This is a genomic window from Oleiphilus sp. HI0125 (assembly GCF_001635355.1).
The window spans coordinates 16,425-36,494 of the sequence record NZ_LWGF01000648.1 but is presented as its reverse complement, the minus strand read 5'-3'; the positions used below and the strand labels follow the sequence as shown (position 1 = coordinate 36,494).

Here is a 20,070-nt window from a genome sequence, read left to right as displayed (position 1 = left end):
GTAACAAAGTGTACTAAACAGAATACAAGGGAATGCATTAAGTTATTGCTCTAACACGCTGTTTTGACTATAAAAATGAACATTTTGTAGGTTTTTGTGGGTGCCATTGGAAATCTGGCACGGTTCTAGCTAAATGCTTAAGCGTTAGGAAATGGAGTAACTTGCCATTAGTAAGCGGCAATACTCTTGTTTAGAAACGAGTGCTGACAAAGCGCATATTTTCTAAACAAGCTGTAACGTGCGAAATGTGAACTTTTTGGCTTAAGATACTTTTGGTCAAACCAACGAGCATACTTTTGGTGCACTCAGTGTTCGAAAGTATGGCAGTCGTGAAAGAAATTGCTCGGTCATTTCGGTTGTAATATTTCTGTCATGGGTGTGAAATTAAATGGGCACCACTTTGGGGTTTCCCATTGAAACTATAAAAAACAATTTAATAGCTATTAAATTAACTAAGAACGAGCGGGCAAGGCCCAATCTTCAATTAGCAATAAGGAAGACGAAATGAAAAAGACTCTGATCGCTTCAGCTGTAGCAGCAGCTGCACTATCTTCAAACGCATTCGCGATGGATCATGCATCTGATCTTGCTGAAAAGCTTGATTTAATGCCAACTATCTACGGTAACATTCAGTTAGTTAACGACACTACTGATGACTCGCTTACAGATGATACTACTTCTGAGTTCGCAGATAACGGTTCTACGCTTGGCTTCAAGCACGAGCACGAGATCGCTTCAGGTATCTCAGGTTATTTCAAAGCTGAGCTTGAGTTCGATGCTGATGACAAAGAAGGTAACGGCGGCCTTAACGGTTTTGACGAAGCTTACATCGGTGTAAAAGGTGATTTCGGTAGCGTTCAGTTTGGTTCTGACGATACTGTTGCTGAAGATTTCGACGTTATGGACTTCGAAGAAGTTTATGGTATCGGAACTGGTAACTTGGTTGGTATGTCTGAAGGTGACAACATCCAATACCGATCTCCAGATTTCAACGGTTTGACTTTTGGTGTTACTCAAAAAGCTGATCAAAAGCCTACTGACACTGTATTGACTTCTGCTTCTGTTGGTTACTCTGCAGATGCATTCGGTGCAACTCTTTCTTACGCAGTTGGTCGTGGCGATGCAGAAGATGCATTCGGTCTTGGTGGTACTTTCGCTATTGAAGACTTAACTTTGATGGCTTCTTACGAAGATCAAGATAAAGCTTCATACGCTGCGATTGGTGCATTGTACACAATGGGTGCTGCTCAATTTGCTGCTCAATACGGTACTGGTGACAACGGCTTGGACGGTGCTGCTGAAGAAACTGTTGACGAGTTCTGGTTGCAAGCGCTTTATAACATCAGCGACAACATGTACACGTACATTGAATACGTTGATGCAGAAGAAGAAACTGGTTCTACTACTACTAAGGATCAGTCTAACTTCTCAATCGGTGCTACATACTATTTCTAAGTCTAACTTAGTAAGCTAGTTAAAAAGAACCGGCCTATTGGCCGGTTTTTTTGTGTCTGTTGTTTAGTAAAATTTTACTGTTGTTAAGGTGTTGGATTAGAAAATGGCAAGAGAATTGGAATTGAAGCTGCGTTGTCGCGAGCAGATTGATTTGCAGGCTGTAATACAGTGTTGTGAAGATCTTGGTGCTACTTTTGCTTCTAAAGATCAGGCGCTCACTGAATCGAAGAATCTGCGCAATATTTACTTTGATACGGATTCTCTATTGCTGCACAAACAGCGCATGGCTTTGCGGGTGCGAAATAAAGCTGGATATTACATTCAAACACTTAAAACATCTGGAACAAGTATTGATGGAATCAGTCAGCGGGGTGAGTGGGAGTGGTCGCTGGATCAGAGCGAGTTAGATATGCCTTTGTTGAATGAAGCGCCTGTCTGGAGTGCGCAGTTGCGTGATCAAGAATATCGTGCTGTGTTTGAAACGAACTTCTTACGCGAAGCGTGTGAGTTTGATTATCAGGGTTACGCTTTTGAGCTGGTATTAGATGTCGGAGAGATTGTATCTCAAGCTCGCACTAATACGGTGTCTATCAATGAAATTGAGATTGAGCTGAAGGTCAGTCATTCTGCCGAGTCGGCTGGTATGGGAACTGGAAAGGCTGTTTCGGTTTTACAAAGTTTATCGCATGCACTGTGTCAGAACTTGCCATCAGAGCAATATGATGTAAGCAAGGCGGAACGTGGGTACGCCTTGTTTTTAGGCTAAAGAATGATGTTTGGCGGTATTAAGAAGATGAAGTTAGTTGTTGCATGTAAAGCTTGCTTGCTATGTCTTATTCTGAGTTTGTATGCCTCTGTTTCTTTTGCTGATCTCCCAATTGAAAACGCGACAGAAAAAGCAGCTGAGCAAGCGCCTGGCGGCGTGGATGCAATTCAGCATAGCGATGTGAAGTTGGCCGAGTTTTACGTGCTTTATCAGTCAGTGCTGTCTGATTACCTTGTGCCGGGTGAGAAGAATGGTGTTGAACTTAATTTAGTCAATTATGCCGATCTTCGTTCTGACGATCGGTTAGATACGCTCATGCAGTTTTTGGCTGAATACGATTATGATCAACTAACGAATAAGACGGAGCGTATTGCCTACTTCTTGAATGCGTACAACATTATGGCGATCAATATGGTTGTCGAAAATTGGCCCCTGAAAAGTCTTCGCGGTTTAGGGAATATGTTTCGTCCTGTGTGGACGCATAGTTGCGGCACATTTAATAACGAGCACATGACCCTGCGAAAGCTTGAGCATGATATTTTGCGAAAACAAAATGAGCCTCGCATTCATTTCGCTTTAAATTGCGCTTCTGTTTCATGTCCTGATTTGCGATCTGAGCCCTATGTTGGCGAGAGGCTCGAGCAACAGTTGTCTGAGCAAACTTTTGGCTTCTTTAAACAATCGGGAAAGGGCGTGGTTGTTGATGGCAATCAGATCAAGGTGACACCTTTGCTTGATTGGTTCGAGGAGGATTTTGAACCGGTAGGTGGGGTGACTGCTTTTCTTCATACATATCTGCCAAAAGATAGTGTTCCTGCTGATTGGCAGCTTCAAGGTTTTCTTCCGTACGATTGGGAGGTCAATGCGCATCTCTCGGGATCAGAAAAACGCCAAATTAGAATGCGAGATAAGTAAGTCTTTCGGTTTCCTCTTCCGGCTTAAAACTTGATGCAGGGCAGCATTTTGTTGAGATGCTTTGCTACACTTCTTCGCATTACTCGTATTCTTTATCGTTTCATTGGTATCCACTATGTCGTTCGCACATTTTGTCGTTGAGCAACCATCCTCTTTACGCGCAAACGCTACCCGTTTTTTAGATCATGTTCAGGAAAGTGATTCTTATGAATTGCTGTCTGATGATTTCAAAGCAACGTTGACGCGAGCTTGTGCGCTCAGCCCTTTTGTCGCTGAGTTTGTCTCTAAGTACCCTGAAGTATTAGTTGATTGGCAGTCACCGGATTCGGCTTTGTTTTTAGGGCGATCTGAAAAATTGATGACTCAGCTCTTAGCTCAGAAGCTAGACGAGTGTAATGATGAAACTCAAGCAATGGCTGTGTTACGCGTGTTTCGGAACACTGAGCAGGCAAGGATTATATGGCGAGACATGAATGGTCTTGGCAATCTTGATCAGACGCTCGCCGAGGCGAGTGCGTTGGCTGATGTGTGTATTCAGCAATGTTTGATTTGGTTGCACGCACGTTTTATTGCGCGATATGGAACACCGCGCAACGCTGATGGCGAAGAGCAGAGAATGATTGTGCTCGGCATGGGTAAATTAGGTGCGCGCGAGCTCAATGTGTCTTCTGATATCGACTTAATTTTTGCCTTTCCTGAAAAGGGCGAGACAGACCATCCAAAAAAGCCCATTGATAATCATCAATTTTTCTCAAAGTTGGGGCAGAAGCTGATTCATATGTTGGATGCTCAAACGGCAGAGGGTTTTGTATTTCGCGTTGATATGCGTCTGCGGCCTTATGGAACTAGCGGTGCCTTGGCTTTGAATCTGCGCGGTTTTGAAGATTACTTCCAAACACAAGGTCGTGAATGGGAGCGTTTTGCCATGCTGAAGGCGCGTGCAATCACCGGTACCAAAAATGACCGAGCAGTGTTGCTGAAGAGTATCATTCAGCCATTTGTGTATCGTAAATATCCCGACTATTCGAGCTTTCAAGCTTTGCGAGATATGAAGCGACTTATTATGTCTGAGGTGCATCGCAAAGGTGGCGATAGAAACATTAAGCTGGGTAGCGGTGGGATTCGTGAGATTGAATTTATTGCGCAAGCCGCGCAGCTCATATACGGAGGTCGTGACTTAAGACTCCAAGACACTGGTCTGCAAAGCGCTTATCAAACACTTGCTGAACAAGATTATCTGCCTAGTGAGTGGGTTGATCGTTTGTTAGAGGCATATTGTTACCTGCGCGATTTAGAGCACGCAATACAGGGGTATAAAGATCAGCAGACTCAGCAATTGCCTGATGAAGAAGCTGCACAAGATGCCGTTGTGCTGGCTATGAATGAAGAAAGTTGGGGCGCGTTAGTTGCCAGGCAAGCCAAGTTGCGGGCAAATGTATCGGCTATTTTTGAAGAGTTCCTGCAAGAAGATGCACAAAGCGAAGAGCATGAGGATGCTGGTGCTTATGAGTGGCTTCAGATCTGGCAGGTCGAAGACGATGAGCAGGGAAGTCGCACAGAGGCTTGGGCCAAGGAATTTGAACGGGCAGGGTATGATGATCCAGTTCTAGCCGCTCAGGCGATGGTTCAATTCAAAGACTTACCGCGTTTTCGCTCGATGACGCCAGCTGCGTATAAACGATTCGAAGAATTTTTGCCTCGCTTGCTTAATACGCTGGCAGTTGGCGAAGCGCCGAGCCTGACGTTAAAGCGCGTTTTGAAAGTAGTTCAAGCCGTCTTAGGGCGTTCTATCTATTTGGTTCTTCTTATTGAAAATGAGCAGGCGCTTCAACAGCTTTGTAAGTTGTGTTCAGAGAGTGAATGGTTCGCTGAACATATTTCGGCCACGCCAGTTGTACTCGATGACTTACTAAAGCCGGAGTTGCTGTATACGCCGCCTAAACGCGAAGAGTTAAGTGATGAGTTGCGTCAGTCCTTGTTACGTATTCCTGAGGAAGATCTTGAAGCGCAGATGGATTGTTTGAGGAATTTCAAACAGTCACATATGTTGCGTGTCGCAGCCGCTGAGATAAGCGGTGTCTTGCCTGTGATGAAAGTAAGTGATTACTTAACATGGTTGGCTGAAGCCTGTGTCGATTCGGCATTATCGATCGCTTTGCACAACTTAAGTCAGAAACATGGTTTCCCAGAAGGGGACGAATTAGAAGGTGGCTATTCTGGGTTTGCTGTGGTCGGTTACGGCAAGCTTGGTGGTATTGAGCTGGGCTATAGTTCAGACCTCGATATGGTATTTATTTACGATGCCAATGACTTCGGCTCAACAGATGGCGATAAGCCAATTAATAATCAGCTTTTTTATACTCGTTTAGGTCAGCGCTTGGTGCATATTTTGGGAGCCCAAACCTCTCAAGGGATATGTTATGAAGTGGACATGCGTTTGCGCCCCTCTGGTAATTCTGGAATGTTGGTGTCTTCGATTAAAGCCTTTGAAAAATACCAAAGAGAAGATGCTTGGACGTGGGAGCATCAGGCCTTAGTTCGTGCTCGCTGTGTTGCTGGTGATGAGCGGGTAATGGCTAAATTTGATGCAGTACGCGATGCAATTTTGAGTATGCCAAGAGAGCGCGCCAAGTTGCTTGAAGAAGTCCGAGTGATGAGAGAGAAGATGCATACGGCTGCAGCAGATAAGCTCGGCTCGATCGACATGGCAGAAAAAAATATCAAGCAAGGTCGAGGTGGATTGATTGATATTGAGTTCTTAACGCAGTTCTTGGTATTGGCCAATGCGCATGAGCATCCATCACTAACAGTTTGGTCAGATAATGTGCGCTTGTTGGAGGCACTTTCGTCAACCATTGATGAAAAACTTTCGTATCAAGCTTTGGATGATGCGTATAGAGCCTTACGATCTGCGTTGCACAGAAAAAGTTTGTCAGGTGTTAGTTATCCTGAAGGATTGAAAGAGTTTCCGGTTGAGCGCGATGTGGCGCACGATGCGTTTGTAAAAATCTTCGGTTAATCACCATGTTGATATCAAGGATTTATCTTTCAGCTCAACTTATTCGTAGGCGAAAACGCTTGTCTTTGGTAGAATGCCCAACCTTTTATTTTTATTATTGAAACTCAAGCTAGCTAAGGCGCTAGCCACTGTAAGGAGTGAAGCACGATGTCGATGGCTGATAGAGATGGCCTGATTTGGTTTGACGGAAAAATGGTACCTTGGCGTGATGCTCAGGTGCACGTACTCACGCATACATTGCACTATGGTATGGGTGTGTTTGAAGGCGTCCGTGCTTATGAAACTTCTGAAGGTACAGCGATCTTTAAGCTTCAGGATCACACTGATCGTCTTTTCCGTTCTGCGCACATCATGCACATGGAAATGCCTTATACCAAAGAAGAAATCAATGAAGCGCAGAAAGCTGTTGTTCGCGAGAACAATCTGAAAGAAGCGTATTTGCGTCCAATGGTGTTCTTTGGTTCTGAAGGCATGGGTTTGCGTGCTGATAACTTAAAAGTACACGTGATTGTTGCTGCTTGGGAGTGGCCATCATATATGTCACCTGAGCTTCGCGAGCAGGGTATTAAAGTACGTACTTCTTCTTACACGCGTCATCATGTGAACATCAGCATGTGTAAAGCGAAGGCTAACGGACATTACATCAATTCTATGTTGGCTTTGCGTGAAGCATTAGATAGCGGTTGTGATGAAGCATTGCTTTTGGATAACGAAGGTTACGTTGCAGAAGGTTCTGGCGAGAACATCTTTATTATCCGTGAAGGTAAGATGTTCACACCTGAGCTTACTTCATGCTTGGATGGCTTAACGCGTCGTACTATCTTCGCTTTTGCGGAAGAGCTAGGCGTTGAGATCATTGAGAAGCGTATTACACGTGATGAAGTATATGTGGCTGACGAAGCATTCTTTACCGGAACTGCTGCGGAAGTTCTTCCAATTCGTGAATTGGATGGACGTAAGATTGGTAATGGCGCACGTGGTCCATTGACCGAGAAGTTCCAAACTATGTACTTTGACGCAGTTAAAGGTAAGCGTGAGCAAAACCAAGACTGGCTGACGCTAGTTTAATTGCGTTTTACGGTATCGGAGATACTGATTTGAAAATTTTTATCGTAGGCCCGTCCTGGGTTGGCGATATGGTGATGGCGCAGAGTTTATTTATTGCTTTGCGTCGACTCCACCCATCTGTACAAATAGATGTTCTTGCTCCAGCTTGGAGTCGCCCCATAATTGAAGCAATGCCTGAAGTGAATAAAGCCATTGATATGCCTTTAGGGCATGGTGTGCTTGATATTAAATCTCGCAGAATGCTTGGGCATAGTTTGCGCTCAGAGCAATACGACTGGGCGATTGTCCTTCCAAATTCGTTTAAGTCGGCATTGATTCCGTGGTTTGCGAAGATTCCTCGACGTACTGCCTGGAAAGGTGAAATGCGCTATGGCGTGGTCAATGATTTGCGTCAGCTAGATAAAAGCGTTTTTTCATTGATGGTGCATAAGTATGTTGGGCTCGCTTATGACAAGGGAACAACGCCAGATGCATTTGAGTGTCCGGCTCCCTTGCTTGTTCCTGCGACAGAGAATATTGCTAAAGCGATGACGAAGTTCGGTTTGGACAAGAGTAAGTCGGTGCTAGCGCTATGTCCGGGTGCGGAGTTTGGGCGTGCTAAGAAGTGGCCAGAGAGGCACTATGCAGAGATCGCACGTCGCCATATTGCTGAAGGTGGACAAGTTTGGTTATTTGGGTCTCAGAATGATGTGCCCGCATGTGGGGCTATTGCCGATTCTATCGATCAAGATTGTGTTAGTTTGCTGGCAGGCAATACCAGCCTAGAAGAGGCGGTTGCGTTAATGTCTCAAGCTGATTTGGCCTTAGCCAATGACTCAGGCTTGATGCACGTAGCGGCCGCATTGAATGTCCCAACGCTTGGCTTGTTTGGTTCGACCTCTCCAGATTACACACCGCCACTCAGTGAGAAGTCTGCGGTTATAAAAGCTAGCATAGACTGTAGTCCATGTTTCAAGCGTGATTGCCCATTTGGTCACTATAAGTGTTTGGAGGAGATGATGCCGGATAGGGTTTGGACGGCTTTGCAGGGTTTAAAATAGCTACTGCGACAACTTGGGCAGTGTTGAAAGCGAGCTCAAAATGCTCATTTATTCGCATATAAACTCTGCGTTCTCGCAACGCTTTCGCCTTGCCCACGTTTCTCTCGTAACGCTATTTGCCTCAATTTCATTTGGTTGAAAGTTAAAGTTTGCTCTCTTGTTCTCTTAGTACATTGGTTTAGTAATATTGGGGTCAGAGTACTTTTACTCTGACCCCGATCTATGAGCGTCCAGCGTTCTCAATCCTTGGGAAGCTCTGGGCATAGCGCTTGTTCAATTCCATCGCAAAGAATATGACCTAACATAATGTGTGCTTCTTGGATTGTTGCAGTAAGCGGCGCAGGAACCGCTAAGCAAGTGTCCGATATTTCCTTAAGTTGGCCTTTTTCGCCACTCATACCAATCACTTTGATGCCTTTTTTACGCGCTACATCGATGGCCTTGATTACGTTTCCAGAGTTACCAGATGTTGAGATAGCGACAAGTACATCGCCTGCTTGACCAAGTCCTGATAGTTGTCTTGCAAAGACTTCGTCATAGCCATAGTCATTACCGATCGCGGTTAAGGCTGAGGTGTCAGTGGTTAGTGCGATGGCTGGCAATGATTCACGATCAAAGCGATAGCGGCCAACGAGTTCAGCAGCAAGATGTTGAGCATCCGAGGCGCTTCCTCCGTTACCAATAAACAGTACTTTTTTACCTGCACGTATCGCTTCAACACAAAGTTGAATGGAGGTTTCTAGCTGCTCGAGGATGGCAGCATCATTTGAAATACGTGTTTTTGCTTCGATGCTGCGTTCAATATGCGCTTTGATGCGTTGACTCATATGATTATCCAATTAGTTCGCGAGTATTTTCTTGGGGCGTAGTTTACAACAGTCTTGTGACGCTGCTAAGGCTTCGTGTCTTGTAAAATCGTTTAGATTTTTCCAAATAAAGCTCTGGGAATATGCGGCTTCGGTGCGCGCTGTGCACATTTGGATCTTTGAATAAGACGGCTTTGCCGACGCCGGCAGTACGAGCTACTGAGACATCAGAGCTGCTATCGCCAACCAAAATGCTTTCAGCCAATCGTAATTTGAAGTCGCGCGTTGCTTTTGTGATCATGCCTGGTCTTGGTTTTCTGCATGTACAAGGTTGAGAAAACTTTGGATGATGCGGGCAGTGATAAGTATGCTGAACGCGAATTCCCTGCTTAGAAAACATGGATTCTATCCAATGTGTAAAAGATTGGAACGTCGCTTCGTCGTAGTATTTGCGTGCGATGCCGCTCTGATTTGTCACGATAATAATGGCATAGCTTTTTCGTTGCGCCTCTTTGCAAAGATCGAAAATGCCATCAACAAAATCGCAGTCTTCTTGGCGATGCACGTAGCCATGGTTCACGTTAATAACGCCATCTCTATCGAGTAAAAGTGCTTTGCGCGTTGGCGTTGTCATGCTGTTGTTTTATCCATTTCTTTCAAGATTTGTTCTGCAAGTAATTGATGCCCCTCTGCTGAAAAATGCGTTGGGTCGTCGTAGTGTGTTTGCATATTGCGTTCAAATACGTCGTAGCATTTTATGAGAGAGGTCTTGCTGTGTTTTTGAGCCAGTTCGGCGAGAGCGACATTATAAGCTTTAATCGCTTGGTTGCGAGATTTATCGTGATTGGGGGCTGTTTCGATCAACACCACGGAGGACTGCGTTTTATTGATGATGGTTTCTATATTTTCTTTGTATTCGTTCAAAGGAACTTGGTTTTGCATGCCAAATAGTTTGCCTATCCCTATTTTTCGACCGTATTTCTTCCATTTTTTTACCCAGCGTCGAAGAAATCTACGAGTGGATGAGTCAGGGTAATACAGCACATAAGGCGCGGCTTTGATTGTCAGCCAGCTATCGACAAGGCCATATTGAATGAAAATGATTTCGATCTTCGGGTGTTCGTAGTCTTTGAAAAACTCGAGCGCTTCACGCGTAGTAGACATGGTCAGTCCGCAATTCTGTATTGAACGCTCAAAGTGGCGCCCAACTATGTCGGCATATACTGGTGCCTTGAGTTGCTCTGTACCACAGGTATTGCAGTCGCCTAAAAACAGAAACTGAGCTTGAGTCTCTCTTAGAGAGGCGTACTTGTCTTGATATGCGTTTAGCATGCGCGTGCTCGTGAGTTGTGTTTTTGCATACTCAAATGCATCGTTTTCCATACTCGCTAATCGCCTGACCGTATGACTATTGCCAAGTTTTGCAGAGATTTCACTGCGTAACTCTTCCACCGAGTTCGCTTGAATAATTGCTTCGTTCGGAAGCAGTGAGGCTGCGCCTGATACTTTAGTTGATAGTACGGGTGTATCTGCTTGCAGCGCTTCGATCATGCTTAAACTCAATCCTTCCCGGGTCGAGTTAATAACAAGTGCATCGGCTCCGTAGAGAAATCGTCGCGCGTTATGTTGGTGGCCGATAAGCTTAATATGTTCTGACTCGTATTCTTTTAACGCTTTTTTTTCTGGGCCATCGCCAACAATGATTAGATTAACGGGCAAAGTCTGGCAGGCTTTCATCACGTTTGAATATGCTTTGACCTTTGCAAGCCTTCCAATGCAAATCAATATTGGCCAATCAGGGTTCAAATCATAATTGGCTATTAGTTTGGCCCGCAAGATGCCTGAATCCGCGTTAAAAAGATCTATGCCATTCTCAATGCAGGTGCTGGTGACGGCTTGTTTTTGTAGTTGTGTTTGAATGTCACGACTAACTGCGATCACTGCATCAACGTGTTTCACTGAAGGATAGTTTTCTTTGAAACCGTGGATAGTGACAAGTTTTTTGATGCTTCTAGAGAGCTTTAAGGCATTGATCAGTTCGACAGACTTTAATCCATGACAGTGAATGATATCGGGTTTGAAAGCGTCAATGGCTTCTTGTACGGATTGAGAAAGTTGGGGGTTTTTGCGTGAAAGCGTGCTGTCGACAGAGAAGGTTTGTTGCGGCACTTGTTCACACAATGCTTGGTGCGCAACAAGACTGAGGATCGAATCATTATGCGAATTGAAGTGTGCGATCAACTTGAGTATTTGCTGCTCCATGCCACCTTGTAACAAACCGTTTTGATTAGGCTTTGATAGGCAGAGTAAGAGAATGCGTGTTTGACTCATAAAGAAATTCGAATTATCACGGTTGCGTTGACTATAGGCTGTAATTCAATGGTATATGCTCTAAACTGCACAGCCAATTTCTTGTTTCTATCTGTCTGTTTCTCAATTATATGAAAGATAAACTCATCGCTTGGTTAGTGACGCGCATTTTGAAGTTGCTGTCGTTACTGTCTTACTCCTCAACGCAAAAGCTTGGGCGTGTCATTGGACGAGCGTTGTGGCTCGGTGACTCTAGTCTTACGCGGGTGACTAAAGTCAATGTAGAGCTTGCATTCCCAGACTTAGAACAAGAACAGCAACAAGCACTCATCAAAGCTAGCTTAACAGAAACCGCAAAGCTTTTTGCTGAGTTTGGCGCAATGTGGGAATGGCCTACAGAGAAAGCGCTAGGTTTAGTTAAGTCTGTTCAGGGCAAAGAGTTATTCGATATGGCGTCAGAGCAAAACAAAGGGTTGATCGTTCTTGCGCCGCACCATGGCAATTGGGAATTGGTTGGTTTGTATTTATCTACATTACGCCCCATGGCTGCCTTATATCGCCCCCCTAAAATAAAGCCTTTAGAAGACTACATGTCTAAAGTGCGTGGTCGTCATGGCTCAGAGTTAGTGCCCACCACGAAACGTGGGGTGATTCGTTTGTTCTCGATTTTGCGTGAGCAAGGAATGGTTGGTGTATTACCTGATCAGGTTCCTCAAGGCAGCGGCGGTATTTTCGCACCATTCATGGGGGTCGAAGCGAATTCTGTCAAGCTGGTGTCGCGTTTGATCGAAAAGACAGACTGCTTGGTATTAAGTCTGGTTGCGATGCGCCGTGAGGACGGTACGGGATTTGACTTGATCTTTAGAAAGGCAGATCCGGATATTTATAGTGATGACTTATATACCTCGGTTGCTGCTATGAATCGAACAGTAGAGACCTGTGTGCGTGATAGACCCGAACAATATCAATGGGAATATAAGCGTTTCAAAGACGCACGAAAGGGAAGTCGACATACCTACGGATAGCTCGCGTATGCAACGAACAATTGTCTGTTTGAAGTGGGGTGAGATGTACGGCCCTCAATACGTCAACAATCTCTACGCAATGATTAGGCGTAATCTACAGGGCGATTTTCGCTTTGTTTGTCTAACGGATAATTCGACCGGCATTCGATCCGAGGTTGATTGCCAGCCTTTGCCAGATTTTCCAGAACCTGAATGGAAGTATGCGAGATACTGCTCAGCATGGCGCAAATTAGCCTTGTTTGATGCGGGTAAGTTGGGCCTAAACGGCCGTATTTTATTCTTAGATTTAGACCTTGTTATATTGAGTGCCATTGATGAGCTCTTTGAAGGTGATGCGCCTTTTTTGATGCTAGAAAATTGGTATCAACCTGGTAATGGTCAGGCGTCTTTAATGCGTTATGACAGTGACTTTGCCAAACCTGTATTAGACGAGTACTTGTCTGATTCTGAGACGATATTGAAGACTTACGTAACTGAGCAAGCGTTTATTGCGGAGCGTTTGTGCGTTAATGGCGCTTACTTTGACCCAAGTTATTGCGTGAGCTTTAAAAAACATGTGATGCATAGTGATTGGCGTCGTTTTACGAGCAAGCCCTATGATAAACCCGAGGGGGCCAAGGTCATTGTGTTTCATGGTCGGCCAAACCCGCCGGATGCGATTAAAGGTGATTGGGGGAAGTCATTACCTGCATTAAAACGCTGGTGGAAGGGTTTAAAGCCTTGTCCTTGGATTGCCGATTATTGGCGTGAGTAAGCGTACTCGTAGTGCTCCATAAACTGGGTCCAGTTTGCTTCGGTCCAAATAATTCCATGTCGAACATGTTCTTTGATGAAGCTGCGCTCTAGACGTTCGATCATGCGCATTCGGTGTCGTTCTTTCAGTTTAAAGATTTTAGCTTGGTCAAAGTCGATGACCCAAACCTTTTTCTGAGCATCTACCAGAATGTTCTGAATATTTAGGTCGGGGTGGAAGACGCCATGCTTGTGCAGGTCTGCAATGCAATAGGCCAAGTCTTTAATAAGTTGGTTGCTTGCAGGTTCTTGCAGTACTTTGAGAAGGTCTTCTGCTGTGTCGATGCGTTTCGTGAGAAGGTCTGCCGTATAGTGACGTCCTCTTTTAATAACGCGCGCGCCCGCAGGCTCTGGAACGGGTAGTCCTGCATCATGGAGTTTCTGTAGTATTCGGAACTCTTTGATAGATCGTGTTTTATCAAACGAAAAGAATAAATAGTGATCACGATTAAAGCGGCTAATTAGCCCGCCTCGATAATAGTGGCGCAACACAAGTGCATACTCGTTATGGCGCACAAACCAGGTTGTTCCTCTGCCAGATTCATGACCTTCAACTGCATGAATACTTTGCCAATACTTAGGGTCAAAGTATTCGGTTTTTTGTTCATGGAAAATTCCATGATTAACTTTAATGAAGGTGTTTTTCAGCATGTACGTCATTTATCGATTTAAAGCTTGCTAACCATAGCGGATTTTTGCCAAAGCTCTTTATAAAGTTGCAATGTTTTTTGTGTGGTTTGGCTTTTTTCAAAGTGCGTTTGAACGAATGCGTGAGCATTGTCTCCTACAAGACTTCGTTTGTCAGTTGAGAGAGTGTAAATTTTTTGTAGCGCAGCAATGAAAGATGACTCATTTTGCGCTTTATATAATGCGTACGGAATTAGCTCTGGAGCAATGATGTCTCTACTTGTTCCGTGATCAGGCGCTAGAACGAATGTTTTCATCGCTTGTGCTTCTATGATGGTTCGCCCAAATGATTCTGGTTTGGTCGTAGCGGACAGTACAACATCCGCGTTTTCATAAAACGGCTGCAGATTTTTCTGATGCTCTACAAAACGCACGGTATGACAAGAGCTTTCAGACAGCTTCTGAATCTCTTTGTAGTAATCATCCTTTCCTGTTTTGTCACCAATAAAAATTAGCTCGACTCGTGTGTTATTAAATTGTTCAAGTGCTTTTAAGACAAATGCATGTCCTTTTAATCGGGTAAATCTCGCAGGCATCAAGAGAGTAAATACTTCTTTTTCTTTTGGTTGGCTTTGTTCTTGAGCAGGTTTAAAAAAATGCGTATCAACCCCGCGATTAATCGTCACAATGTGATTGGCAAGTGCTGGATAGGTGCTTTGTATATGCCTTTCAACAAACTGAGAAACTGCGATTGTTCTGACTCCACGTAGCATTGCGGAGTTATAGAAACGCTTTGCAGCGGGTTGATGTCCATAGACTCCATGGAAAGTCGCAACGTAGGGTACGCCGCTCAGCTTAGACGCCAATAGGGTGCTCCACGCTGGGGCCCTAGAGCGAACATGTAACAAGTTTATGCCGTGTTCTTTGATTAATCGCACCATTGCGAAAGCATTGAGTATGATGCGGACAGGATTCTTGCTGTGAACGGGCAGAGTATGGTGTCTGACATTGAACAGATTCAGTTCCTTAGTCAGCTTTCCGCCGGATGAAATGACGCTCGACTTGATGTGATTTGAGGACAAATGTTCAGCCAGCTCTATCGTTCCGCGTTCTACACCTCCGCCGTGTAATGCCGGAAGAATTTGCGCAACATGCGGCGCGGCTTTTCTTTGTTCCACTTTTTTTAAAAGCCAGTGTACGGCGCGTTCAGCTTCGTTGATGATCGCGCTCTGTGCTTCTGAGCTTGGTGCGTGTGAACTTTGGTGTTTTGAGTTGTGAGAGGGTGCAGGCGCTTTGTCTTCAATATATCGAAAGATGAGATTTTCTTGCTCGAGTGTTTTTAGTTCGTTGAGAACCTTGTTACGTCTCAATATTCGTCGTTTGGATTTCAACTGAAGCACGCCCACAGGCTCTTGAGTATTGAGAGCCTCATACATCATATTTATGCTATCGGGGCTGACCCAAATCGATTTGGCGCTTGCCAGTATTGGTTCAATGTCAGCTGTTGCCTCAATGATTTTGATATGACTTAGCTGTTGTTGAATAGCCTGAGCAGTGCTAACAGGAGTGCGTCGAGAACAAGAGACTGACCATGGTAATGAGTCGTCTTGTGAGATAGTCGTAATCTGCTTGATGATTTTTTCTTCATCCCAAATGAAGTGTTTGGATTGTCCGCCTAATAAAATCAGACCTTCTGATCTTGTGTCCGATGCAATTGCGGATTTCTTGATTAACGGCCCTTTTGTAGTGAGTACGCGCTCACTATTTTTAAGTTTGTCATGTCTTGGTGCGATGATCGCATCAAATAAACCATGAGGAAGAGAGGGTGACATAACAGAGCAGGATAAAGCCTGATACTGTTTTGCGAGCGAGAGTACTGCCTTGTGCGTGCTATGGCCTGCACCAATCAAAATATCAAAAGTTGATTCAGAGCTTGGTTGCTGATCTGTATTTATATCGATCCATGATGTGGCGATTGGAACTTGTTCTTTAAAGGCGCACTCTAGGGCCTCAAGTTGTTTGCGGTGGCCTGTTTTGTTGTCAGTCACGAAACAAATTGAAATCATGGAAGCAGTCGCTTTATTACGTATATTGATTGGGCAGTTTTTCGCACTAAGGTATACTCGCGAGCTGTTCGATGAGGCGCTTTGTATATGGTCCGGTTAGTTTACTCAATTATTATTGCGATCTGCATTCCTTTTGTGCTGTTGCACTTATTGCTTCGAGGGATTCGCTCGCCTGAGTATCGATCACGTCGCTTGGAGCGTTTAGGCTTTTTTAAGGCCCCAGAACAAGCTCAAGATTTTTGGATTCATGCTGTTTCCGTCGGAGAGTTGCTTGCGGCCGAACCTATTATTCGAGAGCTGCAAACTCGTTATCCTGCAAAGCGTATTACTGTCACGACAATGACGCCTACGAGCTCTGCATTGGTGAGTAAGCTATTTGGTGACTCTGTTTATCATGTATATGCCCCATATGATTTTCCGTTGTTTGTCGGTGCGTTTCTTAAGCGTATTCGTCCCAAGTTTGTAATCATCATGGAAACTGAGCTTTGGCCGAATATGCTGCATGGTGCGCAGAAGGCGGGTTGTTCTGTGGTACTAGCTAATGCTCGCTTATCTGAGCGTTCTGCGCGAGGTTATAAGCGCTTTTTGCTACTGCTTTCGTGGCTTTTTGATAGTTTGCAGCTGGTGCTATGTCAGTTTAAACCGGATGCCGAACGGTTTGAGCGGTTAGGTATTTCACCAGATCGTATTCGCGTCACCGGAAGCCTAAAATTCGATATGCAATTTGACGCAGAACTCGCCGAAAAAGGTCTGATCTTGAGAGAGGGACTCGATTCTGAGCAAATGATTTGGATCGCGGCGAGCACGCATGAGGGTGAAGATGCCAAGGTTCTAGCTGTGCATCAGGAATTAAAGCAGCGTTACCCTGATTTGCTATTGATATTGGTGCCACGACATCCAGTGCGTTTTGATTCTGCATATCGTTTAGCCCATGAGATGGGGTTTCGTGTCGGCAGGTACAGTGAACGAGAAAGTTTGTTGCCCGATGAGGATGTTTACGTCTTAGATGTTATGGGGCAGTTGATGCGTTTTTATGCGGCGAGCGACATTGTTTTTATCGGAGGTTCTCTAACGGAAGTTGGTGGCCATAATCCGATAGAGCCCGGAGCATTGGGTAAGCCTATGCTGATTGGCCCTCACTATTTTAATTTTGAAATGATATGTCGAGAGTTCATGGCATCCAGCTCGTTAAGTGTTGTGCAGGATGATGCTGATTTGAAGGTGCAATTGAGCCGATTACTTCAGGATCCAAAAATGGCCGCTGAGTTAGGAAATGCTGCGTTTGACGTGGTGGAGAAGGGTAAGGGCGCAATCGCTAGGGTTGTCGATGCAATTGCGCCAGAACTAGATTAGTTAGCTTGCAAGATCAGGCTTTCGTTGATCGCAGCGAGATCTTCTTCATGAAGCGTACCGGCAGCTTGTTTTAGCTTGAGACTGCTGATGATGAAATCAAACCGCGCACTCGCATAATCACGCAATGCTGTGAAGTAATTTCTTTCCGCATCGAGTACTTCAACAATATTACGTGTTCCAACGTTATAGCCTTCACGTGTTGCTTCGAGAGCGCTCTCACGAGAGATAATATTCTGTTTCAAAGAGTCAACGGTTTGAGAGTTTGTACGCAAGTTAATGAACTCTGAGCGTGTTTCAATTTCAGCCGAGCGTTGCGCTGCTGTGAGTTGATGCATTGCTTGCTCGGAGAGTAAGCGAGCACGTTTTGACGCTGCACTTGTTCCGCCGCCAGCATATATAGGGAGGTTCAGATTTATAAAAACCGTACCTCTTTCCGCTTCTGTTTCAACATTGTTATTGAAAATACCTGATTTCACCTCATCAAGATTTGTGTTATCAAAGCCAGCTGTGAGAGTCAGAGTTGGATAATGTACTGCGCGCTTGGATTTGTAACCCATTTCTAATGCCTTGGCGTTAAAGTGGGCAGCAATTACAGAAGGGTTATTTTCGATAGCGCTATTTACCCATGACTCAATACTATCTGTTGGATCAATTGTTGTTTCGTAGGTGTCTGAAAGTGTTTTTAGATCTATTGCGTATTGGCCAGTGATGCGTGACAGAGTCTCGCGGGCAATCGTCAATGCGCCTTCTGCGCGAATTCGTGTCGTTTGGGATGAGTCGTAAGATGCTTTTGCCTCGTGCACATCGGTGATCGCAATCAACCCAACCTCAAATTGTTCTTTCGCTTGCTCATATTGACGTTTAACGGCTGTTTCTAAGGCTTGGCTAGCAATCAAATCTTCTTCTGCGCGAAGCACGTTAAAATAAGCTTCGGATACTTTAAGAATGAGATTTTGTTGCGCTGTTAAGAACTCAGCTTCTGCGCGTGATGATCCATATTCTGAAGCAGAAAGATCGTACCATCGAGGCATGTTAAACAAAGGTTGCGTTAAGCTCACGCCGTAAGTTGTACTTTTATAGGAGTCCGATACGTTTGGACCTTTTTTGATCTCGTCATTGGTATGACCAATGCTTGCGTCAGCGTCGATTTGAGGAAGAAGATTAGCTAATGCTATGTTTTCTTGTTCTTGCTCTGCTACGTAAGCTGATTCGGCAGCAGCAATGTCGGCATCGTAGGTGAGAGCACTTTGATATAACTCTACTAAGTCATAAGTGTCTGCTAGAGCGGAGCCTACGCTAGCTAAACAGCTAATAGCGATACATAGAACTAGTTTTTTAATTGATATCATGAGTAGACAAAATCCTTATGCATTTCAAAAAAACACGTGTAACTGAGTATAAGGTAGCAGTTGCTAGGCATTCTGGACAATATTTTTGCGTAACTTTACACTTGCGCCGCTATTTGCGGTGCCTTCGATGGGATGGCCTGCTTCAAAAACTTTTAAAGAGTAACGAATGGCAAACTTTACGCACGAACACTGGAGCATGGTTCAAGAAGAGTCTTGTTATGAGGGCTTTTTCAAACTTATTCGATATCACTTTAAACATCGCCTGTTTGAGGGTGGTGAGAGCCCGGTGTTGTCGCGTGAAATTTTTGTGCGTGGTGATGCGAGTTGTGTCTTGCTCTATGACCCAGATAAGGATTCGATTGTGCTCGTTGAGCAATTTCGTATTGGTGGACTTCATCATTCAGACTCACCTTGGATGCTTGAGCTTGTTGCCGGTATCAACGAAGAATCAGAGTTGCCAGCTGATGTTGTGGTGCGTGAAGCGCAAGAAGAAGCGGGTGCAGATGTATTGGATTTGATGCATATCTATGAGTTTTATCCGTCTCCAGGAGGCTCTACCGAGCGCATTCACTTATTTGTTGGCTTGGTTCATAGCGAAGGTCTTGGTGGTGTGCATGGCCTTGAAGAAGAAGGTGAAGACATAAAGGTGCATGTTATAGGGTTTGATAAAGCTATGGAGATGCTCAAAGATAATAAAATTGATAATTCCCCAGCGATCATTGCCTTGCAATGGTTGGCGTTAAACAAACAAGACGTTAACGAGCATTGGTCAGGTAAATAGTTCGTGGTTAGAAAATACGTTCCAGATATCTCTCATCTGAATGCTTTGTTTGAAAGCAACTATCGCCGCTTAATGAAATTACTGCATCTTGTTGATGAAGGTGATGAGCTAAATATTTCTTTGTATAACGGATCTCATTTTATTGGGACGGTTCATGCTCAAAATATCGAGACCTCAAAATACACCGACACAATTTTACTAGAGCAAGTCTCCTCAGCAGGGCCTTGGCTGAATAATCCATCTTTAATGGTTCGTCTTTATCATGATGCGGCTGTTGCGGAGGTCATTAGTCGTAAAGGGTATCGAGCACTTTCTGGTGTGAACTCTTACCCAAATAAAGATATGAATCTGCCGGATGAGAAAACGCAGCTGAATCGTTTTTTATCAGAATGGTTGAGTTTTTGTTTGCGCTACGGGATTTGTGATACACACCCGTTTAACCCGAGTAAACTGTGAAGCTCGTGCTAGACGCGCCATCAAGTTCGCTTTAACTTTATTGTGTGTGAAACATAGCGTCTTATCTTTAAGGGCATAGAAACAGCATAAAAATGAATACAATAAATAGCTGTCACCCTTAAAGCGCAATACGAGACAGAACGACTAGTTTGTCTATACTAATTTGTCATCGTACTGTCGAATGATTGAATAAAACGTTATTTGCACTGAGCGTGTAAGCATTAACAACTAGAGCCGAACTC

Annotated in this window: 17 protein-coding genes; 11 read left to right on the top strand and 6 right to left on the bottom strand. The window is 44.5% G+C overall.

Annotated elements, in window-relative coordinates; genetic code table 11:
- The first annotated feature begins 504 nt into the window (after window positions 1-504).
- The 6 genes from A3762_RS08935 to waaF all read left to right on the top strand — a co-directional run bounded on the left by A3762_RS08935 (window position 505) and on the right by waaF (window position 8,263).
- Window positions 505-1,455 carry a porin gene (locus tag A3762_RS08935; RefSeq protein WP_068475287.1) on the top strand — a complete coding sequence of 317 codons (951 nt, stop codon included), beginning with the start codon at window positions 505-507 and terminating at the stop codon, window positions 1,453-1,455.
- Window positions 1,456-1,558: 103 nt separating this feature from the next.
- A complete protein-coding gene (locus A3762_RS08930) occupies window positions 1,559-2,221 on the top strand; it encodes a CYTH domain-containing protein (protein ID WP_068475289.1) in 663 nt (220 codons plus the stop codon).
- Between the two features lie 3 nt (window positions 2,222-2,224).
- A complete protein-coding gene (locus tag A3762_RS08925; RefSeq protein ID WP_068475291.1) occupies window positions 2,225-3,136 on the top strand; it encodes a DUF547 domain-containing protein in 912 nt (303 codons plus the stop codon).
- Window positions 3,137-3,251: 115 nt separating this feature from the next.
- The gene (gene glnE / locus A3762_RS08920) at window positions 3,252-6,155 is read left to right on the top strand and encodes a bifunctional [glutamate--ammonia ligase]-adenylyl-L-tyrosine phosphorylase/[glutamate--ammonia-ligase] adenylyltransferase (protein WP_068475293.1); all 2,904 of its coding nucleotides are present in this window, start codon (window positions 3,252-3,254) and stop codon (window positions 6,153-6,155) included.
- Between the two features lie 147 nt (window positions 6,156-6,302).
- Window positions 6,303-7,223 (top strand): branched-chain amino acid transaminase, encoded by a 921-nt coding sequence (locus A3762_RS08915; RefSeq protein WP_068475295.1) that lies wholly within the window; start codon window positions 6,303-6,305, stop codon window positions 7,221-7,223.
- A 29-nt stretch (window positions 7,224-7,252) separates the two neighbouring features.
- Window positions 7,253-8,263 carry a lipopolysaccharide heptosyltransferase II gene (waaF, locus tag A3762_RS08910; protein WP_068475297.1) on the top strand — a complete coding sequence of 337 codons (1,011 nt, stop codon included), beginning with the start codon at window positions 7,253-7,255 and terminating at the stop codon, window positions 8,261-8,263.
- A 239-nt stretch (window positions 8,264-8,502) separates the two neighbouring features.
- Here the strand turns inward: waaF and A3762_RS08905 are convergent, their stop codons facing one another.
- Genes A3762_RS08905 through A3762_RS25800 form a run of 3 tightly spaced genes read right to left on the bottom strand, consistent with a single transcriptional unit; the run spans window position 8,503 to window position 11,400 of the window.
- Entirely contained in the window at window positions 8,503-9,090 is a 588-nt protein-coding gene (locus A3762_RS08905; protein ID WP_068475299.1) for an SIS domain-containing protein, read from the bottom strand.
- 43 nt (window positions 9,091-9,133) lie between these two features.
- Window positions 9,134-9,703, bottom strand: coding sequence for a D-glycero-beta-D-manno-heptose 1,7-bisphosphate 7-phosphatase (locus A3762_RS08900; protein WP_068475301.1), 570 nt, complete (start codon window positions 9,701-9,703; stop codon window positions 9,134-9,136).
- Window positions 9,700-11,400, bottom strand: a complete 1,701-nt coding sequence (locus tag A3762_RS25800) for a glycosyltransferase (protein ID WP_082869028.1) — start codon at window positions 11,398-11,400, stop codon at window positions 9,700-9,702. Before A3762_RS25800 ends, A3762_RS08900 begins: the two co-directional genes overlap by 4 nt.
- A 110-nt stretch (window positions 11,401-11,510) precedes the next feature.
- Between A3762_RS25800 and A3762_RS08890 the strand changes: the two genes are divergently transcribed.
- Together A3762_RS08890 and A3762_RS08885 are read left to right on the top strand one after the other, a co-directional pair.
- Complete coding sequence (locus A3762_RS08890; protein WP_068755001.1) at window positions 11,511-12,404, top strand: lysophospholipid acyltransferase family protein; 894 nt, start codon at window positions 11,511-11,513, stop codon at window positions 12,402-12,404.
- 7 nt (window positions 12,405-12,411) lie between these two features.
- Window positions 12,412-13,158: a hypothetical protein gene (locus A3762_RS08885; protein WP_082869027.1), complete on the top strand. Its 747-nt coding sequence runs from the start codon at window positions 12,412-12,414 to the stop codon at window positions 13,156-13,158.
- Here A3762_RS08885 and A3762_RS08880 read toward each other — a convergent pair.
- The gene (locus A3762_RS08880; RefSeq protein WP_197469158.1) at window positions 13,143-13,847 is read right to left on the bottom strand and encodes a 3-deoxy-D-manno-octulosonic acid kinase; all 705 of its coding nucleotides are present in this window, start codon (window positions 13,845-13,847) and stop codon (window positions 13,143-13,145) included. The genes A3762_RS08885 and A3762_RS08880 overlap by 16 nt on opposite strands.
- A 17-nt stretch (window positions 13,848-13,864) precedes the next feature.
- Window positions 13,865-15,889 (bottom strand): ELM1/GtrOC1 family putative glycosyltransferase, encoded by a 2,025-nt coding sequence (locus tag A3762_RS08875; RefSeq protein ID WP_068754996.1) that lies wholly within the window; start codon window positions 15,887-15,889, stop codon window positions 13,865-13,867.
- 87 nt (window positions 15,890-15,976) lie between these two features.
- Here A3762_RS08875 and waaA point away from each other — a divergent pair, with 87 nt between their 5' ends.
- Window positions 15,977-17,242 (top strand): lipid IV(A) 3-deoxy-D-manno-octulosonic acid transferase, encoded by a 1,266-nt coding sequence (gene waaA, locus A3762_RS08870; RefSeq protein WP_068475309.1) that lies wholly within the window; start codon window positions 15,977-15,979, stop codon window positions 17,240-17,242.
- On the opposite strand, the gene A3762_RS08865 is transcribed toward waaA, so the two are convergent.
- Entirely contained in the window at window positions 17,239-18,591 is a 1,353-nt protein-coding gene (locus A3762_RS08865) for a TolC family outer membrane protein (protein WP_068475311.1), read from the bottom strand. The genes waaA and A3762_RS08865 overlap by 4 nt on opposite strands.
- 166 nt (window positions 18,592-18,757) lie before the next feature.
- Here A3762_RS08865 and A3762_RS08860 point away from each other — a divergent pair, with 166 nt between their 5' ends.
- Both A3762_RS08860 and A3762_RS08855 read left to right on the top strand, forming a co-directional pair.
- Entirely contained in the window at window positions 18,758-19,372 is a 615-nt protein-coding gene (locus A3762_RS08860) for an NUDIX domain-containing protein (RefSeq protein WP_068475313.1), read from the top strand.
- A gap of 3 nt (window positions 19,373-19,375) precedes the next feature.
- Window positions 19,376-19,828 carry a DUF1249 domain-containing protein gene (locus A3762_RS08855; RefSeq protein ID WP_068475315.1) on the top strand — a complete coding sequence of 151 codons (453 nt, stop codon included), beginning with the start codon at window positions 19,376-19,378 and terminating at the stop codon, window positions 19,826-19,828.
- Window positions 19,829-20,070 lie beyond the last annotated feature (242 nt).